We start from the raw sequence: 15,855 nt of genomic DNA, 5'->3' as shown, positions 1-15,855 counted from the left end.
CGCGTGTAAAAGGGTTAACTCAGGATGGAAGGTGGACCTCGAGGGCTCGCTTTTACCCACGTTTTATCAGTAAAGAAAGGGCCTGCTGATGGCACCTTGGTGGATAACACGTTGTAAAAAGCAAAGTTTAGCGATGCCGATATTAAACCTGGCGGCTCTGCGCCGGTAAGCTTTTCGCCTTTATCATCTGTTAGTTTGGTTGTGCTAAACCTAAGAGAGTAGCTTTGCGTGCTGTGAACAAATTTGGCCAGCGGAGACTGCGACGTAACTTCAACATTGTTCGCTACATCAGGTGTCTGAAAACCCGTGCTAACAATTAGATACGACAATACCCACGCCACAAAAAACGGCGTAAATGAAGAAGGGTAAAAGCGTTTTATAAAAGCGCGCACGATATTTAGGCTGGTTTAATTAACGATACAATTTCAGACAAGCCAGTGTGATGGGGGCAAACAGATTATTTTCAACGCTATCTGTTACGAGCATTACAAATAAAAAGAGCGCCGTTAAAGGCGCTCTTTTGCATTTTACACTTACTTAAAACAACTGACTGTTCTATGAGGGTTAAACCACTGCAATCACGTCTTCTTTTGGTAAACGCGCTTTTGGAAGGCCGTGATTCCAATCTTGCTCTGTATCTGCGTAGCCCATAGCCAGTGCCACTTCACAAATGTGACCGTCTAATTCTTCTTTGAATAGTTCGCCAAGTAAGTCAGGATCGACACCCTCCATAGGTGTGGAAGCTATCCCTAAACGGGCCAAAGTGTGTAATACATTACCCAATGCCAAATAAACTTGGGCTTTAGTCCACGCGGCGTTGTTACCATTTTCATCGGTATTCGCTTCAGCAAACGCATAAGCGCCCATAAAGTTTTCACGCATGTCTTCGGGTAAATGACCTGAAGATACTTCCGCATCTACACGCTTAACGAATTTTTCTTTGGTGAATTTAGGGTCGTAGGCAAACAAAATAGTATGCGATGCTTCTTTAGCGTGATGTTGGTTAAACTGATGCTTATTTTCAAAGCTATCGTGCAAACGCTGCTTTGCTTCATCGCTTTCTACTACAACAAACTTCCAAGGCTGAGAGTTGATAGAAGAAGCTGATAGACGCAAAGCTTCAAGAATGGTAGCAAGGTCGTCAGCTGAGATGCGTTTGTTTGCATCGTACTTCTTAACCGTATAACGCTTGTTTAAATCTTCGATAATTGGATGAGACACAACTAACTCCTCAATATGTAAATAAGAACAATCTAAAAGTTGTGCGTATGGTATTGATTCACCTTTTCAATGATAAGCCCTCTAATAGCTGAATCAGTTTCAAAATATTTTTGAAACTGTGATAAATCCTTACAAGTTAGGGCTTATTTCTGCTTATTATCCAAACACACAAAAATTAGAAATACCTAATATTAATCAATAACTAAGCGACAAGGTGATAATCCGTAAGAATAATTGAATAGGTTAGTGAGGTAGTCTATCTTTTACGAAGAACGGCAATATATTGGTAGCAGGCTAACCTAGGTTAAACGCCAAAAAAGTAAAAACCTTTTACTGGATGGATATTAATAGTATTTTGGAGAACCAAATTCAAACTCATGACTCAACGACGGGTCAGCAAGAAATGGTCGCCGTCCGATTTCGCAGGCGCTATCGATTATGCCAAGTCTTAACCATTATTGGAGTGCTGTTTCTTCTAGCCTTAGGCAGCATTAATCTAATTAATAACGCACGCTTTCTTGGTATCTTACTATTAAGCTGTGCGTTTGTCGGTTTGGTAAACCTGTACCTTTTAAAACGCTCAGGTAATGTGGAGCGCGCTGCCACGGTACTTAGCAGTATTCTGTGTTTTCTTTCTATATCATTGCTTATCACTGGGGGAAAAGACAATACGGGTATGCTGTGGATTTACCCAATTATGGCTATCAACCTTTTTATTAATCGCTTTTGGCCTGCGGTTGTCATCTTTTCCTTTTTTACTATTGCTAGCCTGCTTCTGCTATTCACGCCGCTGTCGTTTTTACTAATGACCAGCTACTCGTTAGTAGAGGCAATACGTTTTGTTCTTACCATGCTGGCACTGAACGTTATTTGCTTAGCTGCGCTCTACTCAGAAGAACAGGCCTATCGAACCATAATTCAACTTCACGCTGACGATGTCCGCCAAATGGCGTTTTTCGATACATTGACAGGCCTCCCTAATCGCTGGAATTTTAAAAACAATCTACAGCGTTTGATCAGTCGTGCTAAAAAAGACAAGAATCGCATAGGGCTACTTTATATCGACCTTGATAATTTTAAACAGGTAAATGACCAGTTTGGTCATGAGGCTGGAGACCGCTTACTACTCGAATTTAGTGAACGGCTATGGGAAGTCATTCGACCTAGCGACCAATTATTTAAGCCAAATAAAGATAGTCTGGCCAGGCTAGCGGGGGACGAATTCGTCGTAATTTTACCTGATATGAAAAAACCGCAAGATGCCAGTAAAGCCGCAGAACGCATTTTACGTGTGTTTGACAATGGGTTTGATGTTGACGGCGTTTCTCATAACGTATACGCCAGTATAGGTATAGCTGTTTACCCTGATGATGCAGTCGAACCAGCAACATTGCTGCAACATGCTGATGCGGCGATGTATGATGCGAAAAATAACGGTCGCAACTGCTATAGGTTCTTCACTAAGGATATAGCAATGGCGTTGCAGCAACGCCAAAAAATAGAAAAAGGGCTGAGAATTGCTCTCAGTGAAAGTCAATTTTCACTGGTATACATGCCAATATTTGATTGCAAAGATAACGCTATTGTCGCAGTGGAAGCGTTGCTTAGGTGTCAAAGCGAAGAATTAAAGGGTATTGGACCTGACGGCTTTATACCCGTTGCAGAATCTACCGGCCTTGTTAAAGAAATAGATTTGTGGGTTATTGATAATGCGTTAAATGCGCTAACGCAATTACAAAGCTCTTGCGCCTTCGAAGGGAAAATGTGCATTAATGTATCTGGCGTAGAACTCAATAACGAAAATTTCCCTTCTCAAGTTAAAGCGCTTTTATTGAAAAACAATATTTCACCTGAACGCGTTGAATTAGAGATAACAGAAACAGCGTTTGTTGCTGGTGACATGACCTGCCTAGAAACGCTTAAAGCATTAAACGAGCTAGGCGTTTCTTTAGCGCTTGATGACTTTGGAACAGGCTATACAGCTTTCAGCCAGCTAATTCACTACCCCGCCAATTGCTTGAAGATAGATCGCTCCTTCGTTAACGATCTTTTCTCTGCTTCTAAGTCGCGTAGTAAAATGGTCATGATTATTCAAAATCTTGCCAAACTGTACGGTCTTCGCGTAATAGCGGAAGGTGTAGAGACAGAAGCACAACTCGATTATTTAAAGAGCCTTGGGTGCGATTGGGCACAAGGTTATTATCTTTCTCGTCCACTACCGTGGCATGAACTGCTAAATCAGATTACTGTAAACGTCAAAGAACGCGAATAACGCTATGATAACTCAATCACAGCACCGCAATAACACTATTAGGCTCAATAAATGATAAAGCGCTTGTTACTTCTCTTACTTTTTTTATCGCCGTTAGTAAACGCGGATAGCGGCTCTCGCTTAATAGCCTCGGGCGGAATTACCGGCTTTGAAGGCACCGCAGGTGGCGGCATAACCCCTTGGGCATTTATTAGCGGATACACGAGTAAAGAAGAAGTCAGCTACTCTGCCAATGTTCAATACTTAAGCCTTAACGATTACTCTCTCACTACCGCTGGTGCAGGCATAAGCCTTTTTGACCGAGTGGAAATTAGCGTACAGCGTCAGCGTCTAGATATTTCAGCCGGGTTAACCAGCAATGTTTTTGCGCTACTGACTGAAGGCGCGGTGACCAATGCCAACAGTACAACTATCGAGCAAGATATTGTGGGGGCAAAAGTTAAATTATTCGGTGATGGTGTTTTTACCCAAAACTCATGGGCCCCACAAATCGCTTTAGGCGCCCAGTTTAAAAAAAATAGAGATGTTGATAGTTCGCTTTCATTACCAGATGGCACCGTTCCACTTCCTGAAATAGGAGTACCTTTACTGTTAGGTGCGAAGGACGACAGCGGTACTGACATCTACCTTTCGGCGACTAAATTATGGCTAGGCATACCATCAGGGTATAATTTACTCACTAATTTAACCGCTAGGTACACCAAGGCAAATGTGTTTGGCCTATTGGGTTTTGGTGCTGAAGGTAACGACAGTGAAAAAGTTGAGTGGGAAGGCTCCGTTGCAGTATTAATCAGCCCCACCACGGCAATTGGCACTGAGTTTCGAACGCAAACGAATCGGTTAGGTGGGCTAGCCGAAGAGGACACGGTTATTGATGCTTTTATTGCTTACTTTCCAAATAAGTCTATTTCAATTACCGCTGCCTATGTGGATTTAGGTAATTTACCGCTGCAAGAGAGCTCAAGTGGCTTCTACCTAACGGTAAATGGCAATTTTTAATGGGGAGATACCACATATGAAATTGTTGAAATGTATTCCTATTGCAGCACTGGCGCTACTAAACATTTTGCTTTCTGGTTGTGCAAGTACTGAAAAGCAAAGTCTGTATGATGAAATTGGTGGCCATAAAACGCTGAACACTGTCTATGGTGTGGCTATCACCCGTATTTACACTGACCCTGTAATTGGTCACTACTTTAAAGGGGTGCCAAAAAAGCATCTACGAGACCAGCTCGTCTTGCAAACCTGTGAGCTTATTGGTGGGCCTTGCGAGTACGATGGTAAATCAATGTTAGAGTCTCACAAAGGTCTTAACATCAAAGAGCGTGAATTCTATATTTTGGTTGAGTATGTTCAAGGCGCTATGCGCGATGTAGGCCTTACCTATCAACAGGAAAATCGTATTTTGAAAAAGTTAGCGCCGATAAAGTACGAAACGGTTTATCTTTAAACGCCGTTAAACGTTTGAGCACATAAAAAAAACCTCGCATTGGCGAGGTTTTTTGTTCATGGGGTTTGCGCTTTTTAGTTACTGCTCGGCGTAATCGCGTTGTGGTAAACGTCTTGTACGTCGTCACAGTCATTAAGCATGTCCATGAATTTTTCAAACATCGGCATATCTTCTTCGCTGATCTCAGTTTCAGTCTGAGGCATCCAGCTCATCTCATCGGCAATGAACGTGATATCTGGATAAGCTTCTGTTAGCGCTGTTTTTACTTGATAGAATTCAGTATGCGGCGCATAAACCGTCACTTTGCCGTCTTCAACTTCAACATCAGTTACGTCTACGTCTGCTTCCATTAGCACTTCTAAAATGGCGTCTTCGTCGTCACCTTCAAACTGGAATACCGCTTGGTGATCGAACATGTGCGATACCGCACCCTGCGCACCTAGCTTGGCATTGGTTTTCGTGAAGCAGTTACGAACTTCAGTAATAGTGCGGTTTGCATTGTCAGACAAGCAGTCAACAATAACCATACAGTTACCCGGGCCAAAGCCTTCGTAACGCATAGGCTGGAAGTCTTCACCAGCGCCACCAGCGGCTTTATCGATGGCTTTTTCAATAACGTGGCTTGGTACTTGGTCTTTCTTCGCTTTTTCCATTAGGCGGCGAAGTGAAAGGTTAGTGTCTGGATCGGCACCACCATTTTTTGCGCACACGTAAATTTCTTTACCGTACTTAGAATAAACCTTAGTTTTTGCGCCGGCAGTTTTTGCCATGGCGGCTTTACGAACTTCGAATGCTCTTCCCATCTTAAAATTCTCTTTCTCGCAATTAGAAATGCTGCGTTGGGTTTTATCGGGGTACTATTTGCCTGAACCTTTTATCAGGCTGCGCCGCTTTGTCTTATTTGGAGTTAATGCGAAACGAGGCATTGCAAAAATTGCTAGGTGCAACCTTTCCCAAACTAAACGCTGATTTAGCAACACAGAAAAATTGTGCGAAATTCTACCTTAATTTTCCTCTAATACCAATGTGAATCCCCTCGGAAAGGATGTAAGCATAGTGCTCTCACGTTCACATTAGGCGTAAATGTACTCTGACCCCACACACTTTGGCTTACGGTAGATGTTCGGTTGCCAGATAATCGTGTGACTGCATTTCCTTTAAGCGGCTAAGACAGCGTCTGAACTCGAAGTTAAGTAGTCCTTCGGTATAAAGGTTTTCCAGTGCAACTTCTGCCGAAATGATGAGTTTCACGTTACGCTCGTAGAACTCGTCTACCATCGCAATAAAGCGGCGCGCCACATCGTCATTATGCTGGCCCATTTCCGCGACATTGGCTAAAAGCACCGAATGATAACAACGACTGAGTTCAATATAGTCACTCTGGCTGCGGGGGCCGCCACACAGAGCTTTGAAGTCGATCATCAAAACGCCATCTGCGTTTCGAAGGGTTGCGATTTTCCGGTTATTTACCTCAATATCTTCACCTTTAGAACCTTCTTCTGGCGCTAACTGAGAAAAGTAGCTATGTAAGTTTTCTGTGGCTTCCTCATCAAGTGGATAGTGATAAATTTCGGCTTGCTCTAACGTTCTTAGACGATAATCGATACCGCTATCAACATTTACCACGCGGGTATTCTGATTTAGTAAGTCGATGGCTGGTAAGAATCGCGCACGCTGCAATCCGTTTTTATACAAATCGTCAGGCACTATGTTAGAGGTTGCCACCAGCACAATACCGTGACCAAATAACTCTTCCATTAACGTGCCTAAAATCATGGCATCAGTAATATCGGATACGAAAAACTCGTCAAAACAGATAACTCGTGCTTCTTTTGCCAGCTTTGCCGCCACCAACTTCAAAGGATCTTGTTCGCTTTTAAGCTGCTTAAGTTCGTCGTGCACGCGATACATAAAGCGGTGAAAATGCACGCGCATTTTCTTTTCAAAAGGCAAGCAATCGTAGAAGGTATCTACTAAATAGGTTTTACCTCGCCCTACCCCGCCATAAAAGTAAATGCCTTGAATACCTGGCTTGGCATGTCCTTTCCCAAACGCAGCTTTTAACTTTACCCGCCAAGTCATTTTCTTTTTGGGCTCGGTCAATTCATCGTACAAACGCTGAAGTTCTTTTACTGCATTTTCTTGTGCCGCGTCATAATGAAAATCAGACGACTGAAGATCTAGCTGATATTTTTCCCATGGCGTCATCGCCGAAACCACTCCGTACAAAAGTCAATAGCGGCGCTTGCTGCACCGACCTGCTTGAATTTCTCAATTATGACCTTAATTTTAATGGAAATCACGGTAGAATCTCACATTGAAATTCGACATACACTGAATAAATGAAACTATGTATGCGCTTTTCGGGTTTGACCTTGCTATATTCAGCATATGGTCGAAAGCAGCTTTTAGATCGTAGAAAGAAGGGTCGGCTGCACGATGTAGATTTATTCGGAGAATATAATGGAATTGTTAGTATCTCTTGCTTTGTTAGTTGTTGGTTTAATTATTGGCTTTTTCGCTGGTCGCTTTCTTCAACAAAAGCAAGGCGCAGGTAATGCTGCACAAACTGAGAAGCAAGTTAAAGAGATCCTCGCACAACAGGCGCAGCATCATATACATCAAACTCGTCAAAGCTTAGAAAGCATTGAGAGTCAGTGCGAAACGCTAAAACAACAGATAGAAGAATACGAAATGCTGCTTGAACAAGGCAGCGATGAAGAAGACAGCAAAGTTCCTTTTTATGGGGAGCAAGCTACAACCTATTTACGCAATAATTTGAAAGGGACTGACAAGTCTAAAGTAAATCGTGTTTCTGATACTCAACCAAAAGACTTTGCGAATACAGGGTCTGGGTTGTTCGTCGGCGGTTCTGAGCAGAATAACGCAGAAAAACAGTAACATCGGGAACTTTATTCCAGCGTCAGACTCTTTTAGTGAAACCATGCTATGTCGCATATAACATGAAGGAGTGTAAGCGAACATGAAAATGTCTTTCCGCCATTGTCTATTGGCGTCTGCCGTTGTTGTAAGTTCACTGGGCTTTACTGCTAGTACGCAGGCGGCGTTACCGTTCTTTTCTGATTCAAAAGACGAAGTGCCGTCTTTAGCCCCTATGCTCGAAGAAGCGACACCTGCGGTAGTCAGTATCGCAGTGGAAGGTACGCAAACTTCTACACAGCGCGTACCAGAAATGTTTCGCTACTTCTTTGGTGCACCGCAAGAGCAAGTTCAAGAACGTCCTTTCCGTGGTCTTGGTTCTGGTGTCATTATTGATGCTGACAAAGGTTATGTAGTTACCAACAATCATGTTGTCGATAACGCGGACGAAATCACCGTTAAATTAACAGACGGACGTGAGTTCAAAGCGAAAAAGTTGGGCTCTGATGAGCAAAGTGATATCGCTTTGCTTAAGATTGAGCCGGATGATTTAAAAGCGTTGCCGCTTGCCGATTCTGACGTACTACGGGTTGGTGATTTTGTAGTCGCCATTGGTAATCCTTTCGGTCTCTCTCAAACGGTAACGTCAGGCATTGTAAGTGCTTTAGGCCGTTCAGGCTTAAACATAGGCGGTTACGAAGACTTCATTCAAACTGACGCAGCAATTAACCGGGGTAACTCAGGTGGCGCATTGGTTAACCTTCACGGTGAGTTGGTTGGTATCAATACCGCTATTTTTGGCCCTAATGGCGGCAACGTGGGTATTGGTTTTGCTATCCCTGCCAATATGATGAAAAGCCTTGTTGATCAAATCGCTGAATATGGTGAAGTACGCCGTGGCCTTCTGGGTATTCTAGGTAGTGATATTGATGCGGGCCTTGCTGAAGCTATGAATGCCGAAGTTAATATTGGTGCGTTCGTAAGCGAAGTACAGCCTGACTCGGCTGCAGAGAAAGGCGGTCTTCAAGCAGGTGATATTATTACGGCGATTAACGGTCGCAAGCTTCACAGCTTCCAAGAACTGCGTGCAAAAATTGCGAGTATGGGGGCTGGCGCAGAGGTTGAGCTAACCGTTATGCGTAAAGGCAAGAAAATGAACGTAGACGTTGTATTAGACGATGCTACTGATACCACGGTAACTGCGGCTCAGATTCACCCAGCCCTAGAAGGCGCCACACTGTCTAATGGCACAGACGATGCTGGCAATGCTGGTGTAGTCGTATCTGAGATTGAGCGTGGTGCACCTGCGGCGCGTATCGGCCTTCAATCTGAAGATGTGATCATTGGCGTTAACCGCGTTCGCACATCAACGGTTGCGGAGTTCAGAAACGCGCTAGACGAAGCCAAAGGCGTTATCGCACTTAATGTAAAACGCGGTAACTCTACCCTTTACTTGGTTATCAGACAGTAGAGCTCAGTTCTCAAAATTACTAATTCCTAAGCAGGAATACATGTTAAACGGCGCTTTTAAAGCGCCGTTTTTTATTGAGCTAAACTATCCCCTTAGCCCTATCCACATTAGCTTACTTTCTAACCATCTTTTCTGTCGTATTGAGTTACACAAAATTTGCGCTTCATTACGGTAGTTTAGTGAATAAAGTGATATCCTTTACATTAATAACGATAAATTCAGATTGTTGCGCTTTTAATTTGTGAAGTAGTACCTCAATAACGGTACGTATGGAGTAAGTGCAACAGACAACAATAAGTGTGACTTGTGACTGGCCGCTCAATATTTAACTTCTTACTAAAATCTATCATCCTAGGCGTTGCCGTTGCGGCTCTACTGTTGATTTTTTTGCCAGAACTTAGGCAAGGTAAGGGGCTCGCCCAAGGCTTTTTTAATGAGCCATCTGTTAGCGCCAGTCGCGAAAGCTATTTTTCAGCGTTGAGCCGGTCCGCACCAGCTGTCGTGAACATTTATAGTGTTAGTATCGAAAACGGCTCAGGTCTATTTCGAAATCAATCTCGTGGACGCACCAATTTGGGTTCTGGCGTTATCATGACAGAGAATGGCTACCTGCTTACCTGCCACCACGTTGTTGCCAATGCCGACAGTATTTACGTAGCAGTGCAAGACGGTCGTATTTTAGAAGCACAAATTGTAGGTACCGACCCACTCACTGACCTTGCCGTATTGAAAGTCACGGCTGACAACTTACACATTATTCCTCAGGTTTCAGAACCCGATACCCATGTCGGCGACGTAGTAATGGCAATAGGCAACCCCTTCGACTTGGGGCAAACCATAACCCAAGGGATCGTAAGTAGAGCAGGTCGCAATGGCCTGTCGAACTATGTGGATTTCATTCAAACCGATGCTGTATTAAACCAAGGAAACTCGGGTGGTGCTTTGGTAGATAGTAATGGCATTTTGCTGGGTATCACCAACGCCAATTTCCAGGTGCTGGATTCTAACAATCGCGCACGCAATGTAGATGGAATTAACTTTGCTGTTCCTTACGAACTGGCTAAGCGCGTTATGGATGAGATTATCAGTAATGGCCGGGTTGTGCGCGGACAGCTTGGCTTTGTAGGTGGAGAAAATCGCAACCGCCCAGGCATTGATGTACAGGCGGTAGCTAAAGGCAGCCCTGCTGACATTGCTGGTATTCGCCCTGGAGACATCATAGTAGCCATTGATGGTGTGCGTTTAGAAAGCGCATCTAAAACGCTGGATATGATTGCTGAAACAGAGCCTGGCACTGAGCTTGAGATTGAACTTAGCCGCGATGGGCAATCCATTACCCTGACAGCAACTGTTGGAGAACTCCGAGCGGGACAATAGCCTTAGTAGCATTTACCAACAGTTAACGCTTAAACTTCTATAACGCTTGTAGAAAGCATCTGGGAAAAAATTAGGTAGTAAATTTTTATATATAAAAAAGCGCCGCATTGGAAAATGCGGCGCTTTTTCTTGTGCAAGGTATAAGGTTTACTCTTTAACTCGCTCGATGATGGCTCCTAAGCCACCCAATTTCTCTTCTATCGATTCATAACCACGATCTAAGTGGTAAATACGATTTACGTGAGTCTCACCGTCTGCGATCAGACCAGCGATAACCAAGCTTGCTGAGGCGCGAAGGTCAGTAGCCATTACTGGCGCCCCTTTCAAGCTTGAACTGCCTTTTGACACGGCTGAGTTAGCTTCAAGTGCGATTTCTGCGCCCATGCGTTGTAACTCTGGCACATGCATAAAGCGATTTTCAAAAATCGTTTCGGTAATTACGCCTGTACCTTCGGCTACGCAGTTTAGGGTAACAAACTGAGCCTGCATATCAGTAGGGAATGCCGGGTGCGGTGCAGTTTTAACACGCACAGCCTGAGGCTTACGCCCTTCCATATCTAGCTCAATCCAGTCTTCGCCCACGGTGATCTTCGCACCCGCTTGCTCTAGTTTGTCTAGTACAGCATCTAACGTATCTGGTGCTGCATGGGTACAGCGAATTTTTCCGCCGGTTACGGCAGCCGCTACCAAGAAAGTACCTGTTTCAATGCGATCTGGCAGTACAGCATAATCACAACCGTTTAAGGTTTCTACACCTTCAATGGTAATTTTATCGCTTCCTGCACCTTTGATTTTGGCGCCCATCTGAATAAGACAGTTAGCCAAATCAACAATTTCAGGTTCACGCGCGGCGTTTTCTAAAATAGTCGTGCCGTCTGCCAAAGCTGCTGCCATCAGAAGGTTTTCGGTAGCGCCTACACTCACCATATCCATAAAGATACGAGCGCCCTTTAGACGACCATCAACCTCAGCACGGATATAGCCTTCGTCTACTTCAATTTTAGCGCCCATCTTTTCGAGGCCAGTTAAATGAAGGTTTACCGGGCGTGCACCAATGGCACAACCGCCAGGTAAAGAGACATTCGCTTTGCCTTGCTTAGCCAGCAACGGCCCAAGCACCAAGATAGATGCACGCATAGTACGTACTAACTCATACGACGCAGTGACGCTTTGGAGTGTGCTGGCATCAATAACGATATCGTTAGGTGCCGGTAGGGCTACTTCTACGCCTAGTTCGCGCAAAAGCGCCGTGGTGGTATTGATGTCTCTAAGACGAGGAACATTAGTATAACGACAAGGGGAATCGGTAAGTAGGCTGGTCATCAACAGCGGCAGTGCCGCGTTCTTTGCACCAGAGATACGCACTGTACCGTTAAGTGCAGGGCTCTTTTTTATTACAAGTTTATCCACGAGCGACGCCTATTATTGAGGAATGTTGAACTGGCGCTCGCGCTCCCAGTCTTTTACTGAAAACGTCTTGATGGTAATTGCATGCATGCTGCCGTCTGCAATTTTATCAGCTAAAGGCGCGTACACTGCTTGCTGGCGCTTTACGCGGCTCATTTCATTGAATGCATCGCTAACCGCAATGATATTAAAATGCGAACCTTCGCCCCTTACGTGGACTTCGTGAAGATCTAACGCATCTTTCAAGATTTTTTCAATTTCAGACAATTCCATAACTTACTTCTTAATTCGCTTAATGGTGTTTATTCTACGGGTAAAAAGCTATCTGCGTCGCTAATTTTCGCAAGCTTTTGTAGCTTCTCGGGCATTTTATAAAGGGTCATGCTAACACCATTTTGCTTTGCATCCCTAACGGCATTAATAAGCCACGCTAAGCCTGCACTGTCTGCGCGCTCCACATCGCTTAAATCAACAAGACATCTTTTATTGTTAATCAAGGTGCTACGCTCATTTCCGTTCAAACTATCCCAGAAATTCTTCGACAGCGTTTCACGGTCAAGATGACCGTGAACCACTACATTACCTTTGTCGTTTACCTCGAAAAGGCTCACTCAGCCTCTCCTTCGATTTCGATTGGCTCGCCTTGCTTAAGCTCAACTGGCTTACCAATTTTGTCGCGCATTAGTGCGATAACTGCATCGATACCGTCTTGACGAAGGATTGATTCAAATTCGCTACGCTTGCTGTTTAGCATGCTGATGCCTTCAGCAACCATATCGTAGGCTTTCCACTCGTTCGTTTTACTGTCTTTACGAACTTTAAACGCAATTTTAATTTCAGGGCGGCTTGGGTCTTGAACGACCGCGCGCACGGTTACTGATTTTTTGTCATCAAAAGAAGATTCAGGCTCAAAGATAACTTCTTGATTGTCGTAGTAGCCCATTGCTACAGCATATGTAGTTACCAGATATTGACGGAAAACACTGATGTACTCACCCATCTTTTCCTGAGGCACAGATTTAAAATGTTTACCTAGTACCATAAATGCCGCGAATTTGTAGTCAATGTGCGGCACCAACTCTTCTTCCATAATAGTGCGTAGCATTTCAGGGTCAGCTTTGATTTCAGCCTGATTCGCTTTAATTCGCTCGAATGTGCGGTTAGCCACATCCTGAACTAACTCATAGGGGTTTTGCTCATTAACTTCTTGCGCATTGGCTATGCCTGCTACAGACAACATAAAGATGCCAATCGCTACCATAAACTTTTTCAAAATAACTCTCCTAACTTCAAACTCTTTTAAGCAGACCTGATAATGAGGTATTTAGTTTCATCAGGCCGCTGGAATTGATTGACGACTACGTTATATACGCTCAGTCGCTATGTTGCGATTAGTCTTCGTCGCTACCGCGGTTAAATAAGAACTGCCCGATAAGGTCTTCAAGTACCAACGCTGACTTCGTATCTTGTAGGTAATCACCGTCTTGTAAGTTGGCGACACCGTCAAAAGAAAACCCTGGCTGAAAACCTACGTATTGCTCACCTAATAAACCCGAGGTCAAAATAGACACCGAGCTTGTTTCAGGAAAGCCGTTGTATTCATTTAAAATAGATAGCTCTACTACCGGTGTGAAATCTTCTTGATCTAGAGAAATAGATGACACTCGACCAACGGTTACACCGCCGACTTTCACAGCAGAGCGAGGCTTTAATCCACCAATGTTGTCGAACTTCGCGTATAACGTATAGGTATCGCCTTCTGTTGCAACCGTTTGGTTTGCAACTTTAAGTGCCAACAATAACAAAGCACCTATCGTAAGCATGACAAACACACCAACCATGACTTCCGTTTTATACTTACTCATTCCAATCCCCTACTCGATACCAAACATAAGGGCGGTAAGCACGAAGTCCAGCCCCAATACTGCTAATGATGAATAGACCACCGTCTCGGTAGTCGCTTTGCTGATCCCTTCCGATGTTGGAATAGAATCGTAACCTTTAAATATGGCAATCCACGTTACAACCAAGGCAAAAACGAGGCTTTTTATTACGCCGTTTATAACATCTTGGTTCCAATCAACGGTCGACTGCATGATTGACCAGTAGCTGCCTGCATCCACACCTAACCAGTCTACGCCGACTAAATGACCGCCTAAAATACCAATGGCACTAAAGATAATGGCTAGCATAGGCATAGCTAACATTCCCGCCCAAAAACGAGGAGCAACTATGCGCCTTAGCGGGTCTACTGCCATCATTTCCAAACTACTTAACTGCTCGGTGGCTTTCATAAGGCCAATTTCAGCGGTCAACGCTGACCCGGCACGCCCAGCAAAAAGCAATGCGGTGACTACCGGACCAAGTTCTCGTAAAAGAGAAAGCGCAACCATGGGGCCTAAGCTACCCTCTGCACCGTAATCCACTAGAATGGTATAGCCTTGCAGCGCCATTACCATGCCAATAAATAGGCCAGAAACCATGATGATCAGTAACGACTGAACACCCACTACATAAAGCTGTTTGATAACCAGCGGAACATTTTTAACTCGGGGAACAGCGATGAGTGCGCCAAACAGCATGAGTGCTGCTCGACCAATCGCAGTAACTTTCCCTATAGTTTTAGCGCCTAATGATTGGAAGAACTTCATTTATCTGCCCCCAGAAAGCTTGCTTTCAGGTCTGGCGCTGGGTAATGAAATGGAACCGGGCCATCTGCTTTACCTCTTAAGAATTGCTGAACCAATTCGGAATCACTTTCTTTAATTTGCTGCGCAGTACCTTCACCAATGACGCGTTTATCCGCCAAAATGTAAATATAATCAGCGATGGTCAGCACTTCCGTTACGTCATGGGTCACGACAATGCTAGTTAAGTTGAGTGCATCATTGAGCTCTCGAATAAGCTTTACCAGCACGCCCATGGATATAGGGTCTTGTCCCGCAAAAGGCTCATCGTACATAATTAAATCGGGGTCTAGCGCTATCGCCCTAGCGAGCGCGGCCCTGCGCGCCATTCCACCAGAAAGTTCGCTCGGCATTAATTGCGCGGCGCCTCTCAGACCTACGGCCTGTAGCTTTAAAGCGACAATAGTAGCTATCAAGTCTTCAGATAGCTCAGTATGCTCGCGAAGCGGAAACGCCACATTGTCGAACACGCTCATGTCAGTGAATAGCGCACCACTTTGAAATAGCATGCTCATTCTACGACGGGTTTCGTAAAGAGACTTTCTCGACATAGAGACAATTGAATCGCCGTCGAATTTTACGTCACCCTCATCTGGCGTTAACTGCCCGCCAATAAGGCGTAGCAGCGTGGTTTTACCTATCCCACTTGGCCCCATTACCGCAGTAATTTTGCCTTTAGGTACCTTCAATGAAATCCCATCATAAATGATGCGATCTGCACGTTTGAAGGTTAGGTTATCTACTTCAACTAAATGATCCATAGTTACTTAAATGTCGACCCCTGACGCTGGATTGAGTTGGGTTTGAATGCCGCTATCAGTCCATTTGGAAAATATTAAAATATATGAGCGATGTGCATATTCAATTTCTATGCCTTCGCACACTTAACTCATAAAGTTTACTGAACAGTTTACTTTTAAGAGTCAACAAATTCAAAAAAGTTTACTCTGCAGTGTAGTTTTTATGTTTACAGCCTGGCTTGTCTAGGAGACACACCCTCTGGGCCGTGTAATTTGGTGCCATTGTACGCTTTTTCAAGACACTCGCCAAAGTCAAAAAGTTACAAGTTATGTTCTATTAAGACGAATGA

General features: G+C 44.2%; 17 protein-coding genes. 6 read left to right on the top strand and 11 right to left on the bottom strand.

The genetic code is table 11. The annotated features are described in order from the left end of the window. Positions 1–14 precede the first annotated feature (14 nt). The gene (locus ACXAGK_RS02015) at positions 15–329 is read right to left on the bottom strand and encodes a hypothetical protein (RefSeq protein ID WP_474853751.1); all 315 of its coding nucleotides are present in this window, start codon (positions 327–329) and stop codon (positions 15–17) included. Between the two features lie 235 nt (positions 330–564). Then, positions 565–1,221 (bottom strand): NAD(P)H-dependent oxidoreductase, encoded by a 657-nt coding sequence (locus ACXAGK_RS02010; RefSeq protein WP_474853750.1) that lies wholly within the window; start codon positions 1,219–1,221, stop codon positions 565–567. Positions 1,222–1,558: 337 nt separating this feature from the next. On the opposite strand from ACXAGK_RS02010, the gene ACXAGK_RS02005 reads away from it, so the two are divergent. From ACXAGK_RS02005 to ACXAGK_RS01995, 3 genes are read left to right on the top strand one after another with little or no spacing between them, the layout of a single operon-like run. After that, complete coding sequence (locus tag ACXAGK_RS02005) at positions 1,559–3,493, top strand: putative bifunctional diguanylate cyclase/phosphodiesterase (RefSeq protein WP_474853748.1); 1,935 nt, start codon at positions 1,559–1,561, stop codon at positions 3,491–3,493. A gap of 51 nt (positions 3,494–3,544) precedes the next feature. Next, positions 3,545–4,492, top strand: a complete 948-nt coding sequence (locus tag ACXAGK_RS02000; RefSeq protein WP_474853746.1) for a DUF3034 family protein — start codon at positions 3,545–3,547, stop codon at positions 4,490–4,492. Positions 4,493–4,508: 16 nt separating this feature from the next. Further along, the gene (locus ACXAGK_RS01995) at positions 4,509–4,943 is read left to right on the top strand and encodes a group I truncated hemoglobin (RefSeq protein ID WP_179982453.1); all 435 of its coding nucleotides are present in this window, start codon (positions 4,509–4,511) and stop codon (positions 4,941–4,943) included. A 74-nt stretch (positions 4,944–5,017) separates the two neighbouring features. Here the strand turns inward: ACXAGK_RS01995 and ACXAGK_RS01990 are convergent, their stop codons facing one another. Both ACXAGK_RS01990 and zapE read right to left on the bottom strand, forming a co-directional pair. Continuing rightward, on the bottom strand, positions 5,018–5,746 hold the full coding sequence (locus tag ACXAGK_RS01990) for a YebC/PmpR family DNA-binding transcriptional regulator (RefSeq protein ID WP_024015752.1): 729 nt from the start codon (positions 5,744–5,746) through the stop codon (positions 5,018–5,020). Between the two features lie 307 nt (positions 5,747–6,053). Further along, positions 6,054–7,151 carry a cell division protein ZapE gene (gene zapE, locus ACXAGK_RS01985; RefSeq protein ID WP_474853744.1) on the bottom strand — a complete coding sequence of 366 codons (1,098 nt, stop codon included), beginning with the start codon at positions 7,149–7,151 and terminating at the stop codon, positions 6,054–6,056. Positions 7,152–7,406: 255 nt separating this feature from the next. Here zapE and ACXAGK_RS01980 point away from each other — a divergent pair, with 255 nt between their 5' ends. From ACXAGK_RS01980 to ACXAGK_RS01970, 3 genes are all read left to right on the top strand, one after another. Beyond that, positions 7,407–7,844: a ZapG family protein gene (locus ACXAGK_RS01980; protein ID WP_118490195.1), complete on the top strand. Its 438-nt coding sequence runs from the start codon at positions 7,407–7,409 to the stop codon at positions 7,842–7,844. An 88-nt stretch (positions 7,845–7,932) separates the two neighbouring features. Continuing rightward, the gene (locus ACXAGK_RS01975; RefSeq protein ID WP_474809327.1) at positions 7,933–9,294 is read left to right on the top strand and encodes a DegQ family serine endoprotease; all 1,362 of its coding nucleotides are present in this window, start codon (positions 7,933–7,935) and stop codon (positions 9,292–9,294) included. Between the two features lie 306 nt (positions 9,295–9,600). Continuing rightward, positions 9,601–10,671: a trypsin-like peptidase domain-containing protein gene (locus ACXAGK_RS01970; protein ID WP_179982451.1), complete on the top strand. Its 1,071-nt coding sequence runs from the start codon at positions 9,601–9,603 to the stop codon at positions 10,669–10,671. A gap of 147 nt (positions 10,672–10,818) precedes the next feature. Here the strand turns inward: ACXAGK_RS01970 and murA are convergent, their stop codons facing one another. From murA to mlaF, 7 genes are all read right to left on the bottom strand, one after another. Next, positions 10,819–12,081 carry a UDP-N-acetylglucosamine 1-carboxyvinyltransferase gene (murA, locus tag ACXAGK_RS01965; RefSeq protein ID WP_474853742.1) on the bottom strand — a complete coding sequence of 421 codons (1,263 nt, stop codon included), beginning with the start codon at positions 12,079–12,081 and terminating at the stop codon, positions 10,819–10,821. Between the two features lie 12 nt (positions 12,082–12,093). Beyond that, entirely contained in the window at positions 12,094–12,351 is a 258-nt protein-coding gene (locus ACXAGK_RS01960) for a BolA family protein (protein ID WP_474853740.1), read from the bottom strand. Positions 12,352–12,380: 29 nt separating this feature from the next. Then, the gene (locus tag ACXAGK_RS01955; RefSeq protein WP_474853738.1) at positions 12,381–12,689 is read right to left on the bottom strand and encodes an STAS domain-containing protein; all 309 of its coding nucleotides are present in this window, start codon (positions 12,687–12,689) and stop codon (positions 12,381–12,383) included. After that, entirely contained in the window at positions 12,686–13,351 is a 666-nt protein-coding gene (locus ACXAGK_RS01950) for an MlaC/ttg2D family ABC transporter substrate-binding protein (RefSeq protein WP_474853736.1), read from the bottom strand. Before ACXAGK_RS01950 ends, ACXAGK_RS01955 begins: the two co-directional genes overlap by 4 nt. A gap of 118 nt (positions 13,352–13,469) precedes the next feature. Further along, positions 13,470–13,943: an outer membrane lipid asymmetry maintenance protein MlaD gene (mlaD, locus tag ACXAGK_RS01945; protein WP_012517348.1), complete on the bottom strand. Its 474-nt coding sequence runs from the start codon at positions 13,941–13,943 to the stop codon at positions 13,470–13,472. Positions 13,944–13,952: 9 nt separating this feature from the next. Then, positions 13,953–14,729: a lipid asymmetry maintenance ABC transporter permease subunit MlaE gene (gene mlaE / locus ACXAGK_RS01940; RefSeq protein ID WP_179982447.1), complete on the bottom strand. Its 777-nt coding sequence runs from the start codon at positions 14,727–14,729 to the stop codon at positions 13,953–13,955. Next, a complete protein-coding gene (mlaF, locus tag ACXAGK_RS01935; RefSeq protein WP_474853734.1) occupies positions 14,726–15,526 on the bottom strand; it encodes a phospholipid ABC transporter ATP-binding protein MlaF in 801 nt (266 codons plus the stop codon). The genes mlaE and mlaF overlap by 4 nt, the downstream gene beginning before the upstream one ends. Positions 15,527–15,855: the final 329 nt, after the last annotated feature.

It is taken from the genome of Alteromonas sp. ABM1_013, from assembly GCF_056160505.1.
The sequence above is the reverse complement of the archived record's forward strand: the minus strand, read 5'-3'. Positions and strand labels throughout refer to the sequence as shown.